The following is an 18483-nucleotide window of genomic DNA, read 5'->3' as shown; positions in this document are numbered from 1 at the left end:
GGGGTTCGGCGGAGCTTACCGGCAAAGCCGGTTAGCGCAGTAGGACTGACGACCCGGCAAAGCCGGGGAGCCGAAGGGGGCCATGACTCCGTGCCGTTTTCAGTTCAGTGCTGTAATCTCCCTGGCTCATACCGCTACCGCCCTGAACATCAGCTTGTTTGGTACCATCCAGCGTTCCAGCGCCTGCGTCATCGCGGTCGATTCCTCTGACAGGAACCCGGCCTCAGCCCCGAGTCTCCATAACGGCTGGCCTGCCATTTCCCAGCGATCCAGAGATTTCAGTGAAGGGAATCTCTCACTCCACCGATAAAACATGATCTCCAGCTCGGTATGATGCAGTTGCGAGTCAGACCAGCGTGATATCCAGCTGCTGACACTGGCTGGCGTGTGGAATGCCAGGTCAATCTCAGCCTGCCCTTTTACCGCCTGATGAATCCGCGTTTTCTCCTCTCTCTCCCGGCGATACTGGCGGGAATACTTCTCATCGCGCAGCTCCGTTTTTCGCCGCTGCCGCTCGGTGCCCTGAAAACGCCATCCCGGAAACAGATCGTGAACATCATAACTGCTCAGCGGATGCGGACAGTCCTCACCGGCACTGGCAATCATCCGGTCAATCGCTGCCAGCCATGACTGCCTGTTACCCCTGAATTCGTCCTCAAGCATCGAGGGACGGAAAAAGCGGATTTCTTTCAGGGTTACCCGCCTGCTGCCCCTGAGAAGGCGGAAAAAAGCGTGTGCATACGGATAGTCTGCACAGTACACGTTACGTTCATGCCTGTTTTCAACGAACGCAATGGCCTGCATCGCTGCACGGCGTGCAGGTGAAAGCGGAACCAGTGAACGACTGAGCGGGATCATGCGAACTCTCCTTCTGCCAGATATTCCGCCATGCCGGCTGCGCAGTGTTCCAGCAGGGATGCCTGTGCCGCTGCGGCGATCAGGTCGCTGATGCGCTGCGGGTCGAACGGCGTCAGCCTGAGCACCTCGCGCACGCAGTTACCGTCAGCTGACACCAGTACAATCAGCCACTCCCCGGACACGTCTCCCGGACTGCATACGCAGAGACTGAACGCCTCTCCGGGCGGCGTGTAGCGCAGCTGAACCGGAAAGAATCCGCCAAATTCGGCACGGTATTCCCCGTTGACATTCCAGCCCGCTGGCACGCGCAGCAGCTGCGCGACAGCGCTGGTCAGAATATGGCGATCGTTCTCGCCTCTTTCGCGCCACTCCTCAAATTCGCAGGGGTGCATTCCGGTCAGCACGGTCAGATTCAGAGCATTGTTATTTTTCATGTTTGTCTCCATGCCGCCCCGAAGGGCGGCGCTCCTTATCAGGCCGCGTGAGCGGGATCGTTGTTGTCAGTGTCGCTGTCAGCCTCAGCAGATCCGGCCCCGCCGGTCGTTTCTGGCTCCGGCCCTTTCATCCAGGCTGGCACCCAGCGCGTATCCCGCATTTTTCCCTCAGCCAGTTCAGCAGCATCCCCCTTCTTCATTTTCGCCGCGTCAGCAGCCGCGCCTGTAAACCCGGCCTCAGTCAGTGCATCGATAATCTGTGTATGCTTCAGGTCAGCGAAGAAGTTCGCCTTTGTGGGTTGCCACCAGTCACGCATGTGGAAGCCAATGGCGTTTTCCAGTGAGTCCAGGCGGCTGTCAGAGGTGCGCTGATATTCACGCGTCTGTACCCCGTCAACTGAGCAGGCGACACAGAACGCCATCAGCGACATAAGCGTTTCACCGCTCAGATCGAAGAAGGTGGTGAAGTCTTTATTCCATCCCTGCGGCAGCAGGGCTTCCAGACGGGTCTTTTCCTGCATCAGGGCAGTAAAGCCCGGGCCTTTGTCACCGGACGGGGCATTCTGCGTCAGGCTGTAGTGCGGCACGGTCACGCGGATGCCAAACGGGTTGCCATAATGTGAGCCGGAGGTGAAGACATCAGTGCAAAGCTGCCAGACCAGCAGGGCAACCGCCTTTTTCTGCTGCTGCATCAGCGCAGCCTGCACGGCAAGAGTGCGCTCAGAGGACATTTTTGTGAGAAGCGGCAGACTGATACCCTCAGCCGCATCCGGCTTTTTAGCCACGTTGATTGGGCTGATATGAGGTACGGCAGACTCTGCGCCCTGCTCTGTTTCGCTGCTTTCTTCGCCCTGCAGATCGGCAATACGCACAACGCCGCGCTGCACACAGAGTTCACCGTATTTATCGAACCCGACCACCACGCCCGACATGGCGCGAATTTCCGGGGTCCAGGCACGAACCAGTGCTGCTTTTTCGATGATTTCAATTGCATCGCTGGCGGCGCTGTAGCCATCGTCGTCGGCGCTTTGTGCGCACTCGTCGGCTACCTTGTACAAATCATCGATGCGGCTTTCTTCATCACCGATGTACACAGGCTCCGGCTCGTCAGTCAGCTGATACATCAGCGCATCCCTGTGCGGATAAAGTGAACTCAGCTGGCCCATACTCCATTTCCAGCCTTCACTTTTCTGAATGTCCAGCGCCATTGCGGTCAGCTTCTGCACGGTCAGGGTTTCCAGCAGTACTGAGTCAGCCGTTCCCTCACCTTCCTGCTGACTGAACAGGTCTTCGCGCACGACACCGCCTGCTGCCTCATACGTCTCACGACCCACGAAAAGAAAGCGCTTATCCGTGATCGAGATTTCTTTATCGGTAATGAGTTTTCTTAACATGGTGACCGGCAGGTTAGGCCAGGAGGTTTTCACCTCTTCATAGACACGCACCTGACGGGCCTGATCGTCTTCGAGGCAAAGCGTCTGGCACTGCTCAACCGTCAGCTGATCGTCTGCCAGCAATTTAAGCAGTGACGGCGCAAGGTTTGCGAGTTTCAGCATGCGCTGAACGTGACGAGTGCTGTAGCCCAGCTCTGCACCAATCTGCTCGGGGGCTTTGCCCTGATAAGCCAGGGCACCGAAGCTGGCAATCTGCTCTGCCGCATGCATATCGCTGCGCTGCGCATTCTCGATGTAGGAAACCAGCGCGGCCATTTCCGGGGAAACGCGCTTGAACGGCACCGGGTAATCGGGGGTCAGAAACTGCTGTGAGAGCAGAAGATTCAGGGCGGTAAGGCGTTTGCCGCCTGCGGCCACCGCCAGTTCGCCGTCCGGCAGTTCGTGGGCGACCAGATTCTGCAACAGGCCGACCGACTTAATGGTTGCCGCCATGCTTTCAATGCTTTCCGTTGAATACGGGATGGTGCGGGCATTAAGCAGCGACATCACGAACACTGACAGGGGCGCGTATTCAACCGGCGTGGCTTCAAGCGCCGCTTTTACCGCTGCCTGTTCGGCGTCGGTCACTTTTTTAGCGCTGGTTTTTTTAGGGGCTTTTGCTTTAACATTGGCTACTGACATCGTTGATACCTCGTTAGATTAATGACTGTCTCGCCCTGCAGAGTTGCTGCTCCGCAGGGCACCTTTTCACTGCTTACTGCGCTTTGCGAATACCGTAATCACCGATATAACGGTTCAGCCAGTAACCCGCGTTTGATTCAAAATTCCATGCCCGCCAGACCAAATCGCCGTCCTTGCGCACGACAAGGCGAAAATGCGTACCCTGATCGTCTTCGATAGCAACATTGATGTACTGCGCGGCGACTGCCGTCGCCTGCTCACGCGTATAGGTGTCATCCGGTAAGCGCACAATTGCTGGCTGTTCCACTGAAATCTCCTGATTGTGTTTGCCCTTAAAACCATCACCCGTTGAGTTGCCGGGGCCGCGGTCTTGACGTTTTGCGGGGAACTGCTGTTTTCTCCCCAGGTTGTAACCTTCACCCGTTTGAGAGCCGTTCGCCGCAAAGGGCGTAACGAGCACGGGCCGGCGCAGATGTCCGGGCGCGAGCGGAAAAATTTTTGGCCACATAAAAAATTTTCCGGCGAGAGGCTTCAGCCGTCCCTGGACAGCCAGGCGGTTTGTGCTTGTCTCAGCCCCGGCGAAAGGACTCAGGCGGGCGAAACAACCCATGAGGAAAGCAGGAACCCGCCGCAACGGTGTGACGCGCGGGCGCGATACAGCGTTGCCCCTTACATCCCGCCGTGTGTGGTGGCGGGATGCAGGGAGCGCCGTTTACGGCGAGACTGAGCGGCGCAGCCGGAACGGCTGCTGCGAGCGGAAGGTGTTGCGTCAGGATGGAAACCCACTGCCCCGGAACGGGGCCGGGCAGAGACGGCCTGCCGGCTCTGTGCGAAGCATGACAGCCGACAGGACGCCCGGTGAGACAAAAAACTGTCTGCAAGCAACGGGTGAAACCGGAAGCACTGCGTGCAGACTATGCTGAAAAATTCTGAAAAAATGGCAGCGAAAGCCGGTTTGATTAATCACGTAATCAAAGGCGGAGCGGTGGCTGCGCCGTCAGGCGCACGTTCTTCCGCCCCGCCGCCGCAGGCGAAGGTTTTCAGGCGCGCTGACAGGCGGCCGGAACCGCCTGACTGTGCTGATTACCCTTTTCCGCCCTGCATAATAAAGTGGCCACCGATGTAAACGGCACTCTGACAGGTCATGAAATAACAGATTTCATCCATGATTTCCTCCGTCCTCAGCTCTCTCAGGCCGTTGGATCGACGCTGCGCATTCACAAGGGTTTTATACTGGCGAAGGATGTCGCGGGTTTGCGGTGACAATTTCATTTTTTTTCCTTTTCGGCAGGGCTTCCCCTGCCGGCATCATCAGTTGCTGAATACAAAGCCGTCGTGCAGCACATACCCGCTGCTGAACAGGTCACGGGCATAGGCTTCATAGTCGAAATAAGAGCGCAGCGGCTCCGGAACGTCATTCAGCAGGCCGCAGTCTTCAATATGCTCATACGCATAATCTTCCTCACTTTCCGCCTTCCCCCTGTACGCATCATCAAATGCGTCGAAATCGCACCCGCCGGAATAATCCGCCCATGCAGCAAAGGCGTCTTCCCTGCCCTCTTCTTTCGCCCGCTTCCACGCCGCGATGAAATCCCAGTCGATATAGGATTCAGACACGAATTTAGACGGAATGCCCTTCCAGTCCTGAAACATAAACTCAGGATCTTCTTCAGAGGCGTGGAGTTCGCGACACGCGTCGTGAAACTCGGTCTTTTCTTCAAATTCAGTGAGATCAAACCACTTCCCGAAAATACTGCCGCAGTTATATTTATGGTAAGTCCCGACGTATACCGCTGGTCCGCTAAATGTCATAAGAAATCCTCCGCAGTCAAAGTTGTCTCAGTTCCGGCCTGTGCCGTGACTGAATGACAGCCCGGCGGAAAGCGGAGTGTTCAGGAGCGACACCGCAGGCCGCAGCGCAAGCGAGCGGGAGACGGGATTACGCACGGCGCAGGCGCGAATTTCTGAGCGGCGGCGCGACGGAAGTAAGCACGGCGGAGCGAGTGCGAACGGGCGAGGATGGCGAGCGAAGCGATCTCTTGAACACGCAGCGGCCGGGCTAAAGTGAAGTCACGGCACCGGCCGCAGCACACACGGATCGGGTTTTCTGCCCTGTCCCGCCGTATGGCGGAATATAGCGGCGCGCAGCAACATCCTTATTTCATTCTGTCCACAGCCCTGGTGCATATCCGGTCAGTAACTCTGTGGACAAAAGCGCTGCAGCAGCAGTATCCGCGCACAGACAGCAGGCGGTCACAAAATGACCGCATATCGTATCTTTCAGATGCAGGTGAAACAGGGCTTCGTGAAAAAACATTAGGAAAACTATCCTATCCATTCCCTCTGGTGAAAAATTAAGCTAATAAAGTTCTTAATAGGATCTCGCTTATAGAATTAAAAATGGCGCGAGTGTTTTAAAGCAGAATTTTTAGCTTTTTTTCAAAGAGGGTATTGTAGCGGCAAGATACTTTTTGTTAATTGTTAATTGTTCCGGGACAGAATGTTTTAAGAATGTTAACTTTAATTTTAAAAGGAAAGTGAAATGAAAAAAGTTGAATCATCAAAACTGCTGAAAATCAAATCTCCACTGTCTGGCTGGTCATTCAGCAAGTAATTACTGACAAGTAGATTTGGAAAATCACGCTCACTGGAGCGTGATTTTTTTGTGGAGATTATTATGTTGAATATCGCTTCCCCAAATTATGATCACAAAGCTGCCAGAAAATTTTTCACTGAAAGCCTGCACGAATCTGTCGACTATCTCATAGACTTCTATGAACTGGACGGTGTTAAAAAGTCCCCGCCTCTTTCATGGCAAATGTGTGCAGCACACTATCTTGCCGCTAAGTCGGCTGAGGCCGAGGATCATGATTCAGCAATAAAATATTTAAAATATATAGAGTCAATTCCTGTTCCAGAGGGCATTGTTGTCTCACCACTAACATCAAGTGATAAATCTTTTGACAAGGAAATGATATTAAAGATTATCCATGATGATAAAGAACTTGGTTTCGGTTTTTGTGATGACAAAAACCTTGCTGCAACCGAAGCAGAAAAGGTTGTTCAAGCTCTTGATGTAATTAAAGAAAATGTCCCTGATGCCTATGAAGAGATAAACACGTTTATCCATTCAGTACATCTCACTCGTGAAACCAGTGACGGTTCTCGTTTCATGCGTTCCGGAACTAACTTTTATATGTGGGGAATGATGTTTACGTATGTTCATGAAGAACATACGGTGCCTTACTATATTGATATTCTCGCGCATGAGTGTGGGCACACTGCACTCAATATTATAAATTCATTCGATGAACTGGTTATCAACAATCCAAACGATACGTTTGTTGCACCCTTACGCGTTGATAACAGACCAATGATCGGAATATTTCATGCATTATTCGTTCTTTCGCGAATCTGCTATGTATTTGATAGGATAATTAAGCGTGGAACCAGTGAATATGTCGAAGAATGTAAGGAAAGATTCTCGGTCGCGTTTAAAAAACTAAATGATACATATGAAATAGTAAAAGAGCACGGACGATTTACCGAAGCCGGGCAGACTATCTATGAAGATATCTGCAAGCTCTGGAAACTGAATTAAAACAAACAGCACCGTGACGGTGCTGTTTGTTTTTATGGAGCTTTAGAAATGAACGTTTACCGACATCTTTTTGAACGAAAAAGTCGTAATATTAATTTGTGCTTTTTGTTTAACTCTATTGGTTCTACACTCCTGATGCCCCTAGCTCTGCTCTATCTGGCTGGCAATAGCCTAAGTGCAAAAGATATTCTGTACCTGGGCACAATGAAATTTTGGTCATTTTCACTTTCGTATTTTCTTATTATTCCTCTTGCTAATCGCCTCGACGTTAAAAATACGATAGTTTTTTCCTTGTTTTTTAAACTTATATCATTAGCAGTTCTGTTTACCGGGCAGGGATTTATCATCTGTATGGCTGTGATGCTCGCGAATGGTCTGGCGTCATCATTTTTCTCTACGGCCTCTAAGATTTATGTTCGGTCAACTTCTGATAATATCAGTGAAAGTTTTTCAGCCCGAATGACGCTCAGTAACGTTGGTGCTGCAGTATCGCCACTGGTTATCAGTGCCTTGGTCTTTTTCCATATTCCGTTTCGCCCTGCTCTGCTTATTCTGATCGTACTTTACACCGTTGGTGTGGTGATGGCCGCTGGCCTAGCCCGGTGCAAAAGGTCTCCAGGGAAATCTTTTGGATTACCGCATCTGGCCGGAGTGCTTAGCAGGGAGTCTGCCGTGGTAGCAACCCTTAGCATTGTGTTTGCCATGCTGTATTACACTTTTGAGACAATCGTTCCTCTGGAGCTGGTCCAGTCTGGAAAAAAAGAGTTAGTTGGGCCCATCATGTTATTCAATACCAGCGTCATTATTCTTGGTCAAATCCCCGTTTATAAGTATTTCACCGAAAAGCTTGGTGTGATTAATGCTCTTCTTTTTTCGACGGCATTCTGTATTTTATTATTTATACCTTGGTTTCTGCAGTTTACAGAACTGTCCGGACTGCTACTGATTGTAGTTGGCGTTACGCTATTAGAAATGTTTTACGGCGCGGGGATAGATACCGTAATTGCATCTGCCGAAAATGACAATAAAATTGCATTGCTGGATGGTGTCTCAAGTATTGCATTATCTGCCGGAGCAGCTTTGGCGGCTGCAGTTTATGGTGATCCCGTCATGTTCATCCCTTTTGTTCTGACACTGTTTGTTATGAGCTTGGTTTTGATCAGAGGTGCAGATCATAAGCTCGCTTAATGGAAGCTGTTTTCGCTGGTGCTGAAATTTTTTTGTCCACAATTGCACCTGTGAGATACGCCCTGCTATCGGAAAGCGCACGCACATGAAGAGCAGAACGAATGTCCCGCGCACGGCGGGGAACGGGTGAGCAGTGGTATTTGATGTCAATTAGGAAGGGTGTTTCAAAGGCGCGCATTGGTTGCAGGTTATGAGCGTCCGCTAAGAGCGAAGAGCGGACCTTGTTTATGCTTATACTTTTTGAATTAGAACCCCTGCTACATGACCTACATAATTGATATGCTATTGAAACTGGCAAATCAGGAAGAAATTCATGGACAAGGACACACTGGTTACACTCTTGAAATTCAAGCGCTGGATTGATGCTGAAGCGCTAAAAGCAGTTAAAGCTATCAGCGAATCTGCTTATGCAGAAAAGCGTCATCTGATGCTAAGATTGATGAACCATATTCATGTGGTAGACATGATTTTCAGAGCAAATATTTCGGGACGGCAGCATGGTTACACTGCCCTGAATACCCCTGAAACACCCTCTGTAGATGAGCTTGAGGTCAAAATGGAAGACTGTACAAACTGGTATATTCAGCACGTCAGCTCAATGGCTCCGGCCGATTTAGGAGAAACGATTAAGTTCAGTTTTGTCGATGGTGGAGAGGGAGAAATGACAGCCATAGACATGCTAAATCATATGCTTTTTCATGGAACCTACCACCGTGGGGCAATAGGCTGGTTAATTTCAGAGTGCGGAGGTGTTCCTCCGAAAGATGTGCTGACGGTTTTTCTAAGGGATCATAATCACTGACAGGTAAGTTCTTCAGCCCATCACTTATCCAGCGGCTTTGAGGGCCGCTTTGGCGAGAAGCCTACCTTAACGACCTGCGATGGCGATAAGTTTGGGCTAAAAATTTTCAGAGATAATGCTTAGAGCTCTCTCAAAAGTCTGGCTGGATTGCCAGCATACACCCCTTTAATTAACACAGGCTTTGTAACCACGCTACCTGCACCAATCACCGCACCACTGCAAATGTCCGTTGTTAAGATAGTTGCTCCGCTCCCCACGGTTACCGCGTTGCCTAATACGATATGTATCCAGCTTTCTGCAGAAGCATCAGGACCGCCATTCTTGAACAGGTCGTTAGCAAAGGTTACGCCATGGCCTATAAAACAGTCCTTACCCAAGGTAACGTTCTCACAGATAAAAGTGTGAGACTGTACTCGGGTTCTGTCGCCTATAACGCATCCCTTTTGTATCTCTACGAATGGTCCTACAAAAACATCATCGCCCAGTTCACACTCATAGATGTTTACCGGCGTGATTACTTTCACATTTTCACCTTGTTTTACGTCACGAATGCCACTTTCAATAACCTTCATATGAGCTGTGCCCTTCCTCGAGATGATTCGGCTAAAAGCTTGAGCAGGTTTTGAACTTCACCAAGTGCCCAAGTTAACCTGCTTTCACTCATTCGCGCACTATGATGATCGCAATGTCTGCTCCTGGCACAAAGCGGCCCCTTAGATGACCAAATGCATGATATGTTTATTTTGGAAGATAGCGCCTGAAGTTACTTAAAGAGATTTTCAGTACCATACTTTATTGATGTATCCTTGCCCGGACTTTCACAAGGAGCAGGTCTGGAAATGAAATGTGGATTTTGTGGTACAAACGTACCTGATAATTATACCGTCTGCATGGGCTGCCACGCTGAGTACAGACTGGAGCCAGCGAGTACAGGATGCAGGCCGGTATTGCCGATGCTGACGGGCATAATCATATTATTTTGTACTCCGGCCATCAGTGAACTGGGTCTGAGACGCCCATTCATTGCAGCAACTATTTTCATAACTGGTTTAGTTCTTTTTATTGGTGGCTGGAAACGTTTGAGACGTCTTCAAAAAGTGACCCCGCGAGTAGGGAGATGGTACAGGAAGAGAATCTGATTTGTAGAAGAGTCAAAATTGAACCGGAAAACGGCATGTCCCGGGCGTAAGCATTAAGCAAAAAATCCACATTTAATACTTGAACACACAACGTTTGCCGAAGTAATGGCTGAGGCTCACCGGGAAACACATGCGCAGCCAGAACGGACTGAATGTTCCGCGAGAATCGGAGAACGGGTGAAGCGTTTTGTTTTGTATCAATCTGGAGAGGTGTTTCAAGGACGCGCAGTAGTTGCAGGTGATGCGCGTCCGCTAAGAGCGAGGAGCAGATGTAAGGATGTAGTATGTTAGCTGATAGGGAGCAAATTTCGGGTCTCCTTACAACATAAACTTTTACAATCCTATGTGTATTTAGGAACGCTTACTGATACTCACTTTCCATTATTAATGATAAAAACCTGTCATGAAATGAACTTAAATTTACAGTAGCAATCAATGTATCGTCTTTGCTGATTACACTTTCTGAACTTTTTCCATAGCATTAGTAAAATAGGAATTTTTGAGATAGTCGTACCACTTTTCAAAAGACTCATTATCTTTCTGTGCAGGATAGGGCTTACCATTCTTATATATTTCACCGCCAATTAGGTAATGAGAAAGCCTTATCTTTATCTCATTTTCACTAACAGAGGTGTTATTTAGCACCGAGGCACGCTTCCCTTCACCGATAAAATAAAAGTAGACATGGTAATTTGTTTTTGAAACTTCAAGAAGCTTCTGGAATGTATCTTTGTCCGGGGAGTGGGTACGAACTACTTCAATGATAACGTTTGGGTAAGAGGAGCGTGGGAAAAATTTATTTACATCTCTTCCACCTATATCCGGTTGAATATAAAATTTATCATGAAACGCAATTCTGGCATCCGCTTCCTTATACCATGTATAATTACTATCATTTAATGGACTGAAAACTACCTGCTCTTCTTTTTTACCATTTTCAAAAACATACGTACAGAACTTGATTTTTTTCGAACCATGACTCATTAATTGATTATGTAAGTAAGTAACACAATCATCGTGCGTTGGATTATTCTCTGCTTTACCTAGAATTTTATCGAAGGATGCATTTCCTATCCGTCTAAAATGAGGGTGTTCGTTATTTCTTACTGGTACAACAATACAGTCATCATTATCAAGGAGGGGTTCCTCTCTCATTCTTGGGTATAAAGCTTGATTAAAGATATCGCATTCCGAATAGTTTCGACCTGAGATTAGTCCTCTTGGCATATGCTCTCCTTAGACTTGGCAGTGATGAATTCACATCGTTTACAGTAGGATATAGCTAAGGCTTCATAATGATCAATACGATAGTCCTTGATCTTACGTACTTAGTTACGCTCAAATTACTTAAATTATACATGAGGGATCGTCCCCTTCAGGTACGAAGCGGACCACCATAAGCACTTAGGGCTCTGCCACGAGCGCGGAGCTGGCATTACCTTAACTAGATGGCTAGAGACTTCGTTCTACAGTACATCCATCATGGTTGGCTTGAAACGGCAGACTACTCAAGCACTCCCACCGACTTACCTAAATTTATTTAATGCTTAGTATATCTTTTAATCTCGTTGTATAGCGAGGTGACAGCATTTCACGTTTCATCTGCCATGAACTGTCGCGATCTCCCTGACCCGCGAAAAAGACTTTTCCTTTCCCGGATCGATTAATACCGTCCAGTGCTGCCATTAGCGCGTCTGCGTTCGCCCGCGGCTGCTGCTCACTAAACATGTCAAACTGCGCAATACCTGACTGATAAAAATCTCCAAGCATGACGCCCGCTTTAGCGTACCGATAGCCTTCCCGCCAGATGGTACTGAGGCCGCTTAGGGCTGACTCAATGATGTCGCGGGTATCGTTCGTCGGATAATCACAAAGGCGAGAGGCGGTATTCGAATATTGCGGTTCATTACCGTGACGGGCAGTGGCGATGGAAACACTGATATGCCGGCAGCGTGAGTTCTGCTCCCTAAGCTTTTCCGCCGCACGTGTGGCATACAGCACGATTGCCTGCTGTATGTCTTCCAGTTTTATGACTCTTTCGCCAAAAGATCGCGAGTTTAAAATGTGCTGTTTTGGTGGTGGGGCATCTTCCAGTGCAATACAGGACTCGCCATTAAGTTCGCGAGTAGTACGCTCAACAATAACGTCGAAGTTTTTCCGTATCATGCTGATGTTGCTATCAGCCAGCTGCAGAGCCGTTGTGATCCCCAGCTGGTGCATGCGTTTGGTAATGCGCGGGCCAATACCCCAGATATCACCGACGTCGGTCAGGTGCAGTAGTTTTCGCTGCCGGATTCTGCTGGACAAATCCACGACGCCCCCGGTCTGCGTCCACTTCTTTGCCGCATGGTTGGCCAGTTTGGCCAGTGTCTTCGTTGGTCCGAATCCTACGCCAATAATCAGCCCGGTTTCACGCCGGATGCGCTCGCGCATCTGCTGACCAAATGTCTCAAGGGAGATAAGGTCACTAATCCCGGTCACATCCAGGAAAGACTCATCGATGGAATAGACTTCCTGTCCCGCAGCCATCTCACCCAGTATGGCCATCATGCGCGCTGACATATCGCCGTACAGTTCATAATTGGAGCTGAACACATGCACACCATTCTGCCTGAAATAACGCTCGTTCTGGAACAGCGGAGCAGCCATTTTGACGCCTAAACACTTTGCTTCTGCCGATCGCGCGATAACGCAGCCGTCGTTGTTCGACACAACGACAATCGGTTTGCCGCGCAGGTCGGGCCTGAATATGGTTTCACATGAGGCGTAAAAGTTGTTGGCATCGGCCAGCGCAAACATTTCTAACCTCCTGCAGGTCCGTTAAATCCCACTCCGGCTACATCGGTGAGGGCATAGGCAACCACACCCCACACCGGGAGCGTCTGGCTCACGTCAAGCAGCGTTACAGTCTCGTCCGCATCCAACGCCTGAAGGGCGGGTACCGGATTGAGCAGCAGGCGCCTCAGCGTCAGCTCCCCGTCGAGTTCAGCAACGATAATCTGACCGTGTGTCGGCGTCAGCGCCCGATCGATGGCCAGCACGGACCCTTTAACAATACCTGTACCGGGACAGTCGCTTTCGCTGCGCATGAGATAGGTAGAGTAAGGGGCAAGATGCACCAGATCGCCCAGACTCAGGCGTGCTTCGGTGTAGTTCTGGGCCGGACTCTGAAAGGCCATGAATTGCTCCATTCTTAATAGCTTTTCAGCCTTGTGAAGTGAACCTGATAGCAACCAGGTGTCCATCTCGCAGGCGCAATTAATGCTCCAGATATCAGTATACGTCGCTATCCTTACATCAACAGCAGGAGGTATCTATGTGTGGAAGATTTGCGCAGTACAGCAGCCGCGACGACTATTTTGACTCCCTCGGTCTTACACCAGACGAAATAATCTTCGATCTGGAGCCTCTCGGGCGGTTTAACGTAGCACCAGGTACTAAGGTACTACTGCTAAACGAACAGAAAGATTCGCTGCGCCTCGATCCGGTTTACTGGGGCTATGGACCGGAGTGGTGGGATAAGCCACCACTTATTAACGCCCGTGGTGAGACGGCTGCGAGCGGCCGCATGTTCAAGCCTCTCTGGAATCATGGCCGCGCTATCGTGCCTGCTGACGGCTGGTTCGAATGGCAGAAAGAAGGTGGTGAGAAGCAGCCATTCTTCATCTTTCACAAAAAAAAGGAGCCTCTTTTTTTTGCCGCCATCGGCAGACAGCCATACGGGCAGGATCACGGCAAAGAAGGCTTTGTGATTGTCACGTCAGCCAGCAATCAGGGCATGGTCGATATACATGACAGGCGGCCGCTGGTCATTACGCCTAATGCCGTTCGTGAATGGCTCAGTAAAGAAACGTCTCCAGCGCGTGCTGAAGAAATTGCCCATGACGCTGCCGTTCCGGAAAAAGCATTTACCTGGCATCCTGTCAGCAAAAAAGTAGGCAATATTCATCACCAGGGCAGTGAGCTTATCGAGCCTTTACCGGCAGATAAGGATTGACTCGCTTACAGTTCACAAAACTTCATATAGGGCATTTCTCAGACGGCTATTATTGCCGGGATGGGCAAGCCATAAGAGTAATAAGGGGCGGTATTTCTTTCCCTGAACGTGCAATTGTAACGCTCGCCGCAGGCCCGACTGAGGCGTACCGCAGCGCAGCGAGGAACGAACAGTCGTGGCGAGGAAGCGTCATTTCACCGATGCCGACATGGACTGCTTACACATCATACATATATAACGCATTATTGTTAGCTCAGCCCGGATCTGAAAGTCAGGGTGATCTTCATAAAATTTCCTATCCCTTCAGATATATAGATTCGCTTTAATAAGTGGCCGTCTCGCTCCCTATTGCCAGATTAATCCGCCTCAATAATACTGTACATATAAACAGTAAAATAAGAGGAGGAATTTTATGCGCTATTTCAAGAGAGTTTCTGCAGTGATAAGACATCATAACCGGAGCATCTGGTCATGAATCCGGGTAACTATGCAGCAGGCCTGACATTGCTCTGGCCCCCACTATTTACGCCCCGCATCCGGGTGCCGCTGTATGCTGATCCGTGCGCAGCCGGCTTCCCCTCCCCCGCTCAGGATTACGTTGAGAAAGAACTCGATCTTAACGAGCTTTGCATCCGCCGACGCGCCTCGACCTTCTTCGTTCGCGCCAGTGGAAACAGTATGCGGGACCTCGGTCTCTGCGATGGTGACGTCATGGTTGTTGATCGGGCTGAGAATGCGGCTCACGGCGATATCGTGATCGCTGAGGTCAACGGCGAGTTCACCGTTAAGCGTCTACAGCTACAGCCCACGCTTGCCCTGCTCCCGATGAATCCGGCCTATCCGGTAATCTATCCGGAAGAACTGCAGCTGCTCGGTGTTGTTACCTGGTTCTTCAACAGTACCCGAGCCCGGCGGAGGTGACCATGTCCATGTTTGGGCTTGCCGACGTCAACTCGTTTTACGCCAGCTGCGAGGCGCTGTTTCGCCCCGATCTCCGCGGTAAACCCGTTGTTGTGCTGTCTAACAACGACGGCTGCATCATCGCACGCAGCGCGGGCGCAAAAAAACTGGGCATCAAAATGGGGGCACCGTGGTTCCAGATAAAAAATCAGGATTTCAGCGAGCGCGTACATGTATTCAGTTCCAACTATGCGCTCTAGTAAGTTAAGTGGAATGCAACATTGACTGGGTAAACTTTGAGCAGCAATGCTGCTGTCAGAGGTAAACACAATGATGATTCCACCAAACGAGGACGTTCTGGTACTGGCGGAGCGCTGGCTGAAACTGCTGTCCGACCTGGGCCGGGCTCAGGCCACACTCTCCGCCTATCGCAGTGCCCTCAGCCATTATTTTGCGTTCTGCAGCCAGAACAGCATTGACCCTGAAAAGGCCCGGTTTGAAGACATGGCTGCCTATATCAACCCTCAGTTACCCGGCATGCCTTTTCCCGCGGCCAGCGCCACGCTCCAGCTGCGCCTTTCTGCGATCCGTCTCTGGTATGACTTTCTGGTTTATCAGGATATATGCAGTCTCAATCCACTACCCCGTGCCGGTTTGCCGGGGAGTGCTTATACGGGACGTGGTCTGGTTCCCCGTATCACACGTCTGCCCGTTATTCCTGATGATGAGCAATGGCTGAGATTTCTTAAACATGTTTCAGCTGCCTCCCTGCGTGACCGGCTGATGCTCGCGCTTGCCTATTTTGGTGCACTCCGCCGTGCAGAGGTGACAGCCCTGGCACTTGAGGATATCGACCCTGCTCATCGTCTGATTCGTGTTCGCGCCGAAACGACGAAAAGCAGGAGGGAAAGGATAGTCTGCTACAGTCCCGCCGTAACACCAGTGCTGGCAAACCATTTCCGGCAGTTACGGCTCGCGGGTTACCGTGGAGGTGCATTGTTTCGCTCGTCTTCTGATCGTAACCACGGTGCCCCCCTGTCTTTCTGGAACTGAAGTAAAACTGTCCGGAAATGGGCACTTGATGCAGGCTTTCCACAAATCACCACACATACCTTCCGCCATCTTCGCCTGACGCACCTGGCTCGCTCAGGATGGAAACTCCATGAACTAGCCACATACGCAGGACACCGCGATCCGCGTACTACCCAGATTTACATCCATCTTTCAGGTTCTGATTTGGCTGGCCGGATGGCCGCTGCAGTAGCTGAAATTGATCGAAAAGTTGCCGGCCTTATTTTTCAGACGGAGACTCGCTAATGAAAGAAGACGTAATCATTTGTACTTACAGCCCCTTTGAACATACAGATGTGCTCACTGATGAAGAACGGGCAGCGCTAAGTACAGGCCATCGCAGATCAGCCGCTCTCGACCAGCCGGATTCTTTGTCATTGTTACTGATGCCTTTGCAGGATATTGCCACTCGCAGTGGAACCAGTGACAGGCTGATCAGGATCATAATTCTTTCCGTTCTGGCAGAAACACACCGGACAGGAAAACCCTGCTGGCAGTGGCCGCAGGAAAAATGGATTTCTCTGTTACAGCAGCATAAATCAGGCAGGCCGCTGCTTTCCGCTTTTGCCTTTCATCTTGGCCCATTTTCTTCTCCGTTCATTTTGCCGCATCAGGGCGCGCCGTCGCTATATGCCCGAGCCATTTTTGGACAGAAAATTTTCAGTCAGGAGCTCAGCCGTCTGACTGAGGTTCTGGTGTCGCTTGGGTATAAAAGTCAGAACCAGAAAAATGCTCTGTCAGCCATACTCGGCGTACTGATGCTGATGAATAACAATCCTCAACTTGAAAGCTTTACGATGGATCTGCTGTGGCGGGCGCAGAATTATCACGACCGGGGAATAGCAAAAACAGCAGGCAGAGTTTCACACGCACTTGCCGCAATGGGCATCATAAAAAATTCTGTACGTATGCGGAATTATAAAGAATGGCATGAAAAACCCACGCAAGGTATCGCGGCAGACTGGGTCACGTGGTGCCGGAAATGGAGGGATACGTCAGTGCTTCGCCCCCGATCGCGCGAGAACCAGTACAGTTTTATTCTCCGCTGTGGGCTGTGGCTTACCCGTGAATATCCGGATATTCGCGAACCGGCCGACTGGACAATGGAAACCTGTGCCAGCTTTATTGCGGCAGTTGGACGAATGAAGGTAGGCGAGCTGTCACTGGGCACTAAAGGAGGAACCCGCCAATCGGCCCGGATAGGTGAGCTCTTGCTGCCGAATTCCCGTAGCGGATTTGTGTATGCGGTTCGCCGTTTCATGATCGATTATGAAAACTGGGGCTGGGGGCGACTGAAATTCAGTCCGGCTCGACATCTCTCTACGCCTGGCACCCCACTGTTCCGTCAGAGTGTAAATCCCCGCGTCATTGATGATCCAGTCTGGCTGAAGCTGATCTGGGCAAGCCTGAATCTGCGCCATGAAGATCTCCTGAGTGACATTCATTATCCTCTGTCCATGCTGCAGGCGATGGCCGTTATCTGGACACATGCCGGGCTGCGTCAGAACGAGTTAATGCGTCTTACTGCTGGCTGCATCACTCTGCAGGCAGAAGATATCAGGCGGGAGGATGGCAGCATCATTCCGGCAGGAACGCTTTGCTACCTCAGCGTACCGGCAGGAAAAACGTCTAAAGCCTTTGTAAAACCTGTCTCTGCCATTGTAAAAAAGTACGTTGATATCTGGCTCAGCGAACGTCCACAGGAACAGGCAGCTCTTACGGATGAGCGTACCGGTGAAAAAGTCCGGTTCCTGTTTCAGTTTCGGGGCAAACCGGTCGGCAGGGATGTCATAAACCGGACGGTCATCCCGGTTCTCTGTGCCAGAGCGGGTATGCCAGTGGAAGACAGCCGGGGGACAATTACCAGCCATCGGGGCCGCGCTTCAGCAGTTACAGCCCTGGCCAGTGTTCCGCAGGGCATGTCTTTGTATGAGCTGATGCAGTGGTCAGGTCATTCTACGCCTCAGTCCACCATGCATTATATTCGTATACGTCCTACCCAGCTGGCTGCGTCTTTTGTGAAGGCGGACCGGGTGGCGCATATGATGAGCGTGCTAATCGATCATGATCCGGAAGCTGTCAGCCTGACCGGACCGGCAACCTATTACGATTTAGGGGATTCTTTCTGTACGAATCCATTCTGGAGCAGTTGCCCTCACCGTATGGCCTGTATCGGGTGCGATTTTAACCTTCCTAAAGAAAGCGCCAGAGGCCTGCTGCTGGAAAGTAAGGCTTCAGTGAAGCGTTATCTGGAGGAAGTGCCGCTGACGGTTGACGAGCAAGAGATTGTCGTTAACGATATGAAAAAACTGGATTATGCATTGAAAAAAAAGTAAGGCACCCTGTTACGCCCCGGAGAACCATTTTGTCTGAAAAACGAATACTGAGCCCGGGGCGAAGGTTCAGACCGGTTATATT

At 50.5% G+C, this 18483-nt stretch carries 16 protein-coding genes and 2 pseudogenes; 8 read left to right on the top strand and 10 right to left on the bottom strand.

Annotation, left to right across the window (positions count from 1 at the left end):
* Window positions 1–126: 126 nt before the first annotated feature.
* The 6 genes from HFD87_RS20995 to HFD87_RS20970 form a co-directional block, all read right to left on the bottom strand.
* The gene (locus HFD87_RS20995; RefSeq protein WP_167423902.1) at window positions 127–858 is read right to left on the bottom strand and encodes a plasmid SOS inhibition protein A; all 732 of its coding nucleotides are present in this window, start codon (window positions 856–858) and stop codon (window positions 127–129) included.
* A complete protein-coding gene (gene psiB / locus HFD87_RS20990) occupies window positions 855–1292 on the bottom strand; it encodes a conjugation system SOS inhibitor PsiB (RefSeq protein ID WP_163658889.1) in 438 nt (145 codons plus the stop codon). Before psiB ends, HFD87_RS20995 begins: the two co-directional genes overlap by 4 nt.
* 38 nt (window positions 1293–1330) lie before the next feature.
* Complete coding sequence (locus tag HFD87_RS20985) at window positions 1331–3367, bottom strand: ParB/RepB/Spo0J family partition protein (RefSeq protein WP_167423901.1); 2037 nt, start codon at window positions 3365–3367, stop codon at window positions 1331–1333.
* Window positions 3368–3440: 73 nt separating this feature from the next.
* Window positions 3441–3674, bottom strand: a complete 234-nt coding sequence (locus HFD87_RS20980) for a DUF905 domain-containing protein (RefSeq protein ID WP_137230303.1) — start codon at window positions 3672–3674, stop codon at window positions 3441–3443.
* A 776-nt stretch (window positions 3675–4450) separates the two neighbouring features.
* Window positions 4451–4639 (bottom strand): hypothetical protein, encoded by a 189-nt coding sequence (locus HFD87_RS20975; RefSeq protein WP_167423900.1) that lies wholly within the window; start codon window positions 4637–4639, stop codon window positions 4451–4453.
* Window positions 4640–4678: 39 nt separating this feature from the next.
* On the bottom strand, window positions 4679–5179 hold the full coding sequence (locus tag HFD87_RS20970; protein ID WP_167423899.1) for an antirestriction protein ArdA: 501 nt from the start codon (window positions 5177–5179) through the stop codon (window positions 4679–4681).
* Between the two features lie 865 nt (window positions 5180–6044).
* On the opposite strand from HFD87_RS20970, the gene HFD87_RS20965 reads away from it, so the two are divergent.
* From HFD87_RS20965 to HFD87_RS20955, 3 genes are all read left to right on the top strand, one after another.
* Window positions 6045–6968 carry an HEXXH motif-containing putative peptide modification protein gene (locus HFD87_RS20965; protein ID WP_167423898.1) on the top strand — a complete coding sequence of 308 codons (924 nt, stop codon included), beginning with the start codon at window positions 6045–6047 and terminating at the stop codon, window positions 6966–6968.
* 48 nt (window positions 6969–7016) lie between these two features.
* Window positions 7017–8156: an MFS transporter gene (locus tag HFD87_RS20960; protein WP_167423897.1), complete on the top strand. Its 1140-nt coding sequence runs from the start codon at window positions 7017–7019 to the stop codon at window positions 8154–8156.
* Window positions 8157–8469: 313 nt separating this feature from the next.
* A complete protein-coding gene (locus HFD87_RS20955; protein ID WP_033761040.1) occupies window positions 8470–8958 on the top strand; it encodes a DinB family protein in 489 nt (162 codons plus the stop codon).
* A gap of 119 nt (window positions 8959–9077) precedes the next feature.
* Here the strand turns inward: HFD87_RS20955 and HFD87_RS20950 are convergent, their stop codons facing one another.
* The 4 genes from HFD87_RS20950 to HFD87_RS20935 all read right to left on the bottom strand — a co-directional run bounded on the left by HFD87_RS20950 (window position 9078) and on the right by HFD87_RS20935 (window position 13276).
* Window positions 9078–9530, bottom strand: a complete 453-nt coding sequence (locus HFD87_RS20950; protein ID WP_033761045.1) for an acyltransferase — start codon at window positions 9528–9530, stop codon at window positions 9078–9080.
* Between the two features lie 1020 nt (window positions 9531–10550).
* Window positions 10551–11324, bottom strand: a complete 774-nt coding sequence (locus HFD87_RS20945) for a hypothetical protein (protein ID WP_167423896.1) — start codon at window positions 11322–11324, stop codon at window positions 10551–10553.
* A gap of 309 nt (window positions 11325–11633) precedes the next feature.
* Window positions 11634–12896, bottom strand: a complete 1263-nt coding sequence (umuC, locus tag HFD87_RS20940; RefSeq protein WP_167423895.1) for a translesion error-prone DNA polymerase V subunit UmuC — start codon at window positions 12894–12896, stop codon at window positions 11634–11636.
* Between the two features lie 2 nt (window positions 12897–12898).
* Complete coding sequence (locus HFD87_RS20935; protein WP_167423894.1) at window positions 12899–13276, bottom strand: S24 family peptidase; 378 nt, start codon at window positions 13274–13276, stop codon at window positions 12899–12901.
* A gap of 137 nt (window positions 13277–13413) precedes the next feature.
* Between HFD87_RS20935 and HFD87_RS20930 the strand changes: the two genes are divergently transcribed.
* The 5 genes and pseudogenes from HFD87_RS20930 (at window position 13414) to HFD87_RS20910 (ending at window position 18401) form a co-directional block, all read left to right on the top strand.
* The gene (locus HFD87_RS20930) at window positions 13414–14094 is read left to right on the top strand and encodes an SOS response-associated peptidase family protein (RefSeq protein WP_167423893.1); all 681 of its coding nucleotides are present in this window, start codon (window positions 13414–13416) and stop codon (window positions 14092–14094) included.
* Window positions 14095–14565: 471 nt separating this feature from the next.
* Complete coding sequence (gene umuD / locus HFD87_RS20925) at window positions 14566–15015, top strand: translesion error-prone DNA polymerase V autoproteolytic subunit (RefSeq protein WP_109653998.1); 450 nt, start codon at window positions 14566–14568, stop codon at window positions 15013–15015.
* A gap of 8 nt (window positions 15016–15023) precedes the next feature.
* Window positions 15024–15251: pseudogene (locus tag HFD87_RS20920) on the top strand (DNA polymerase V subunit UmuC); the annotation flags it as partial.
* Between the two features lie 73 nt (window positions 15252–15324).
* Window positions 15325–16311, top strand: a pseudogene (locus HFD87_RS20915) (tyrosine-type recombinase/integrase).
* Complete coding sequence (locus HFD87_RS20910; RefSeq protein WP_167423891.1) at window positions 16311–18401, top strand: tyrosine-type recombinase/integrase; 2091 nt, start codon at window positions 16311–16313, stop codon at window positions 18399–18401. Before HFD87_RS20915 ends, HFD87_RS20910 begins: the two are co-directional and overlap by 1 nt.
* The last annotated feature ends 82 nt before the right edge of the window (window positions 18402–18483 follow it).

Source organism: Pantoea sp. EKM21T (assembly GCF_011800405.1).
GTDB lineage: Bacteria > Pseudomonadota > Gammaproteobacteria > Enterobacterales > Enterobacteriaceae > Pantoea > Pantoea agglomerans.
The sequence above is the reverse complement of the archived record's forward strand: the minus strand, read 5'-3'. Positions and strand labels throughout refer to the sequence as shown.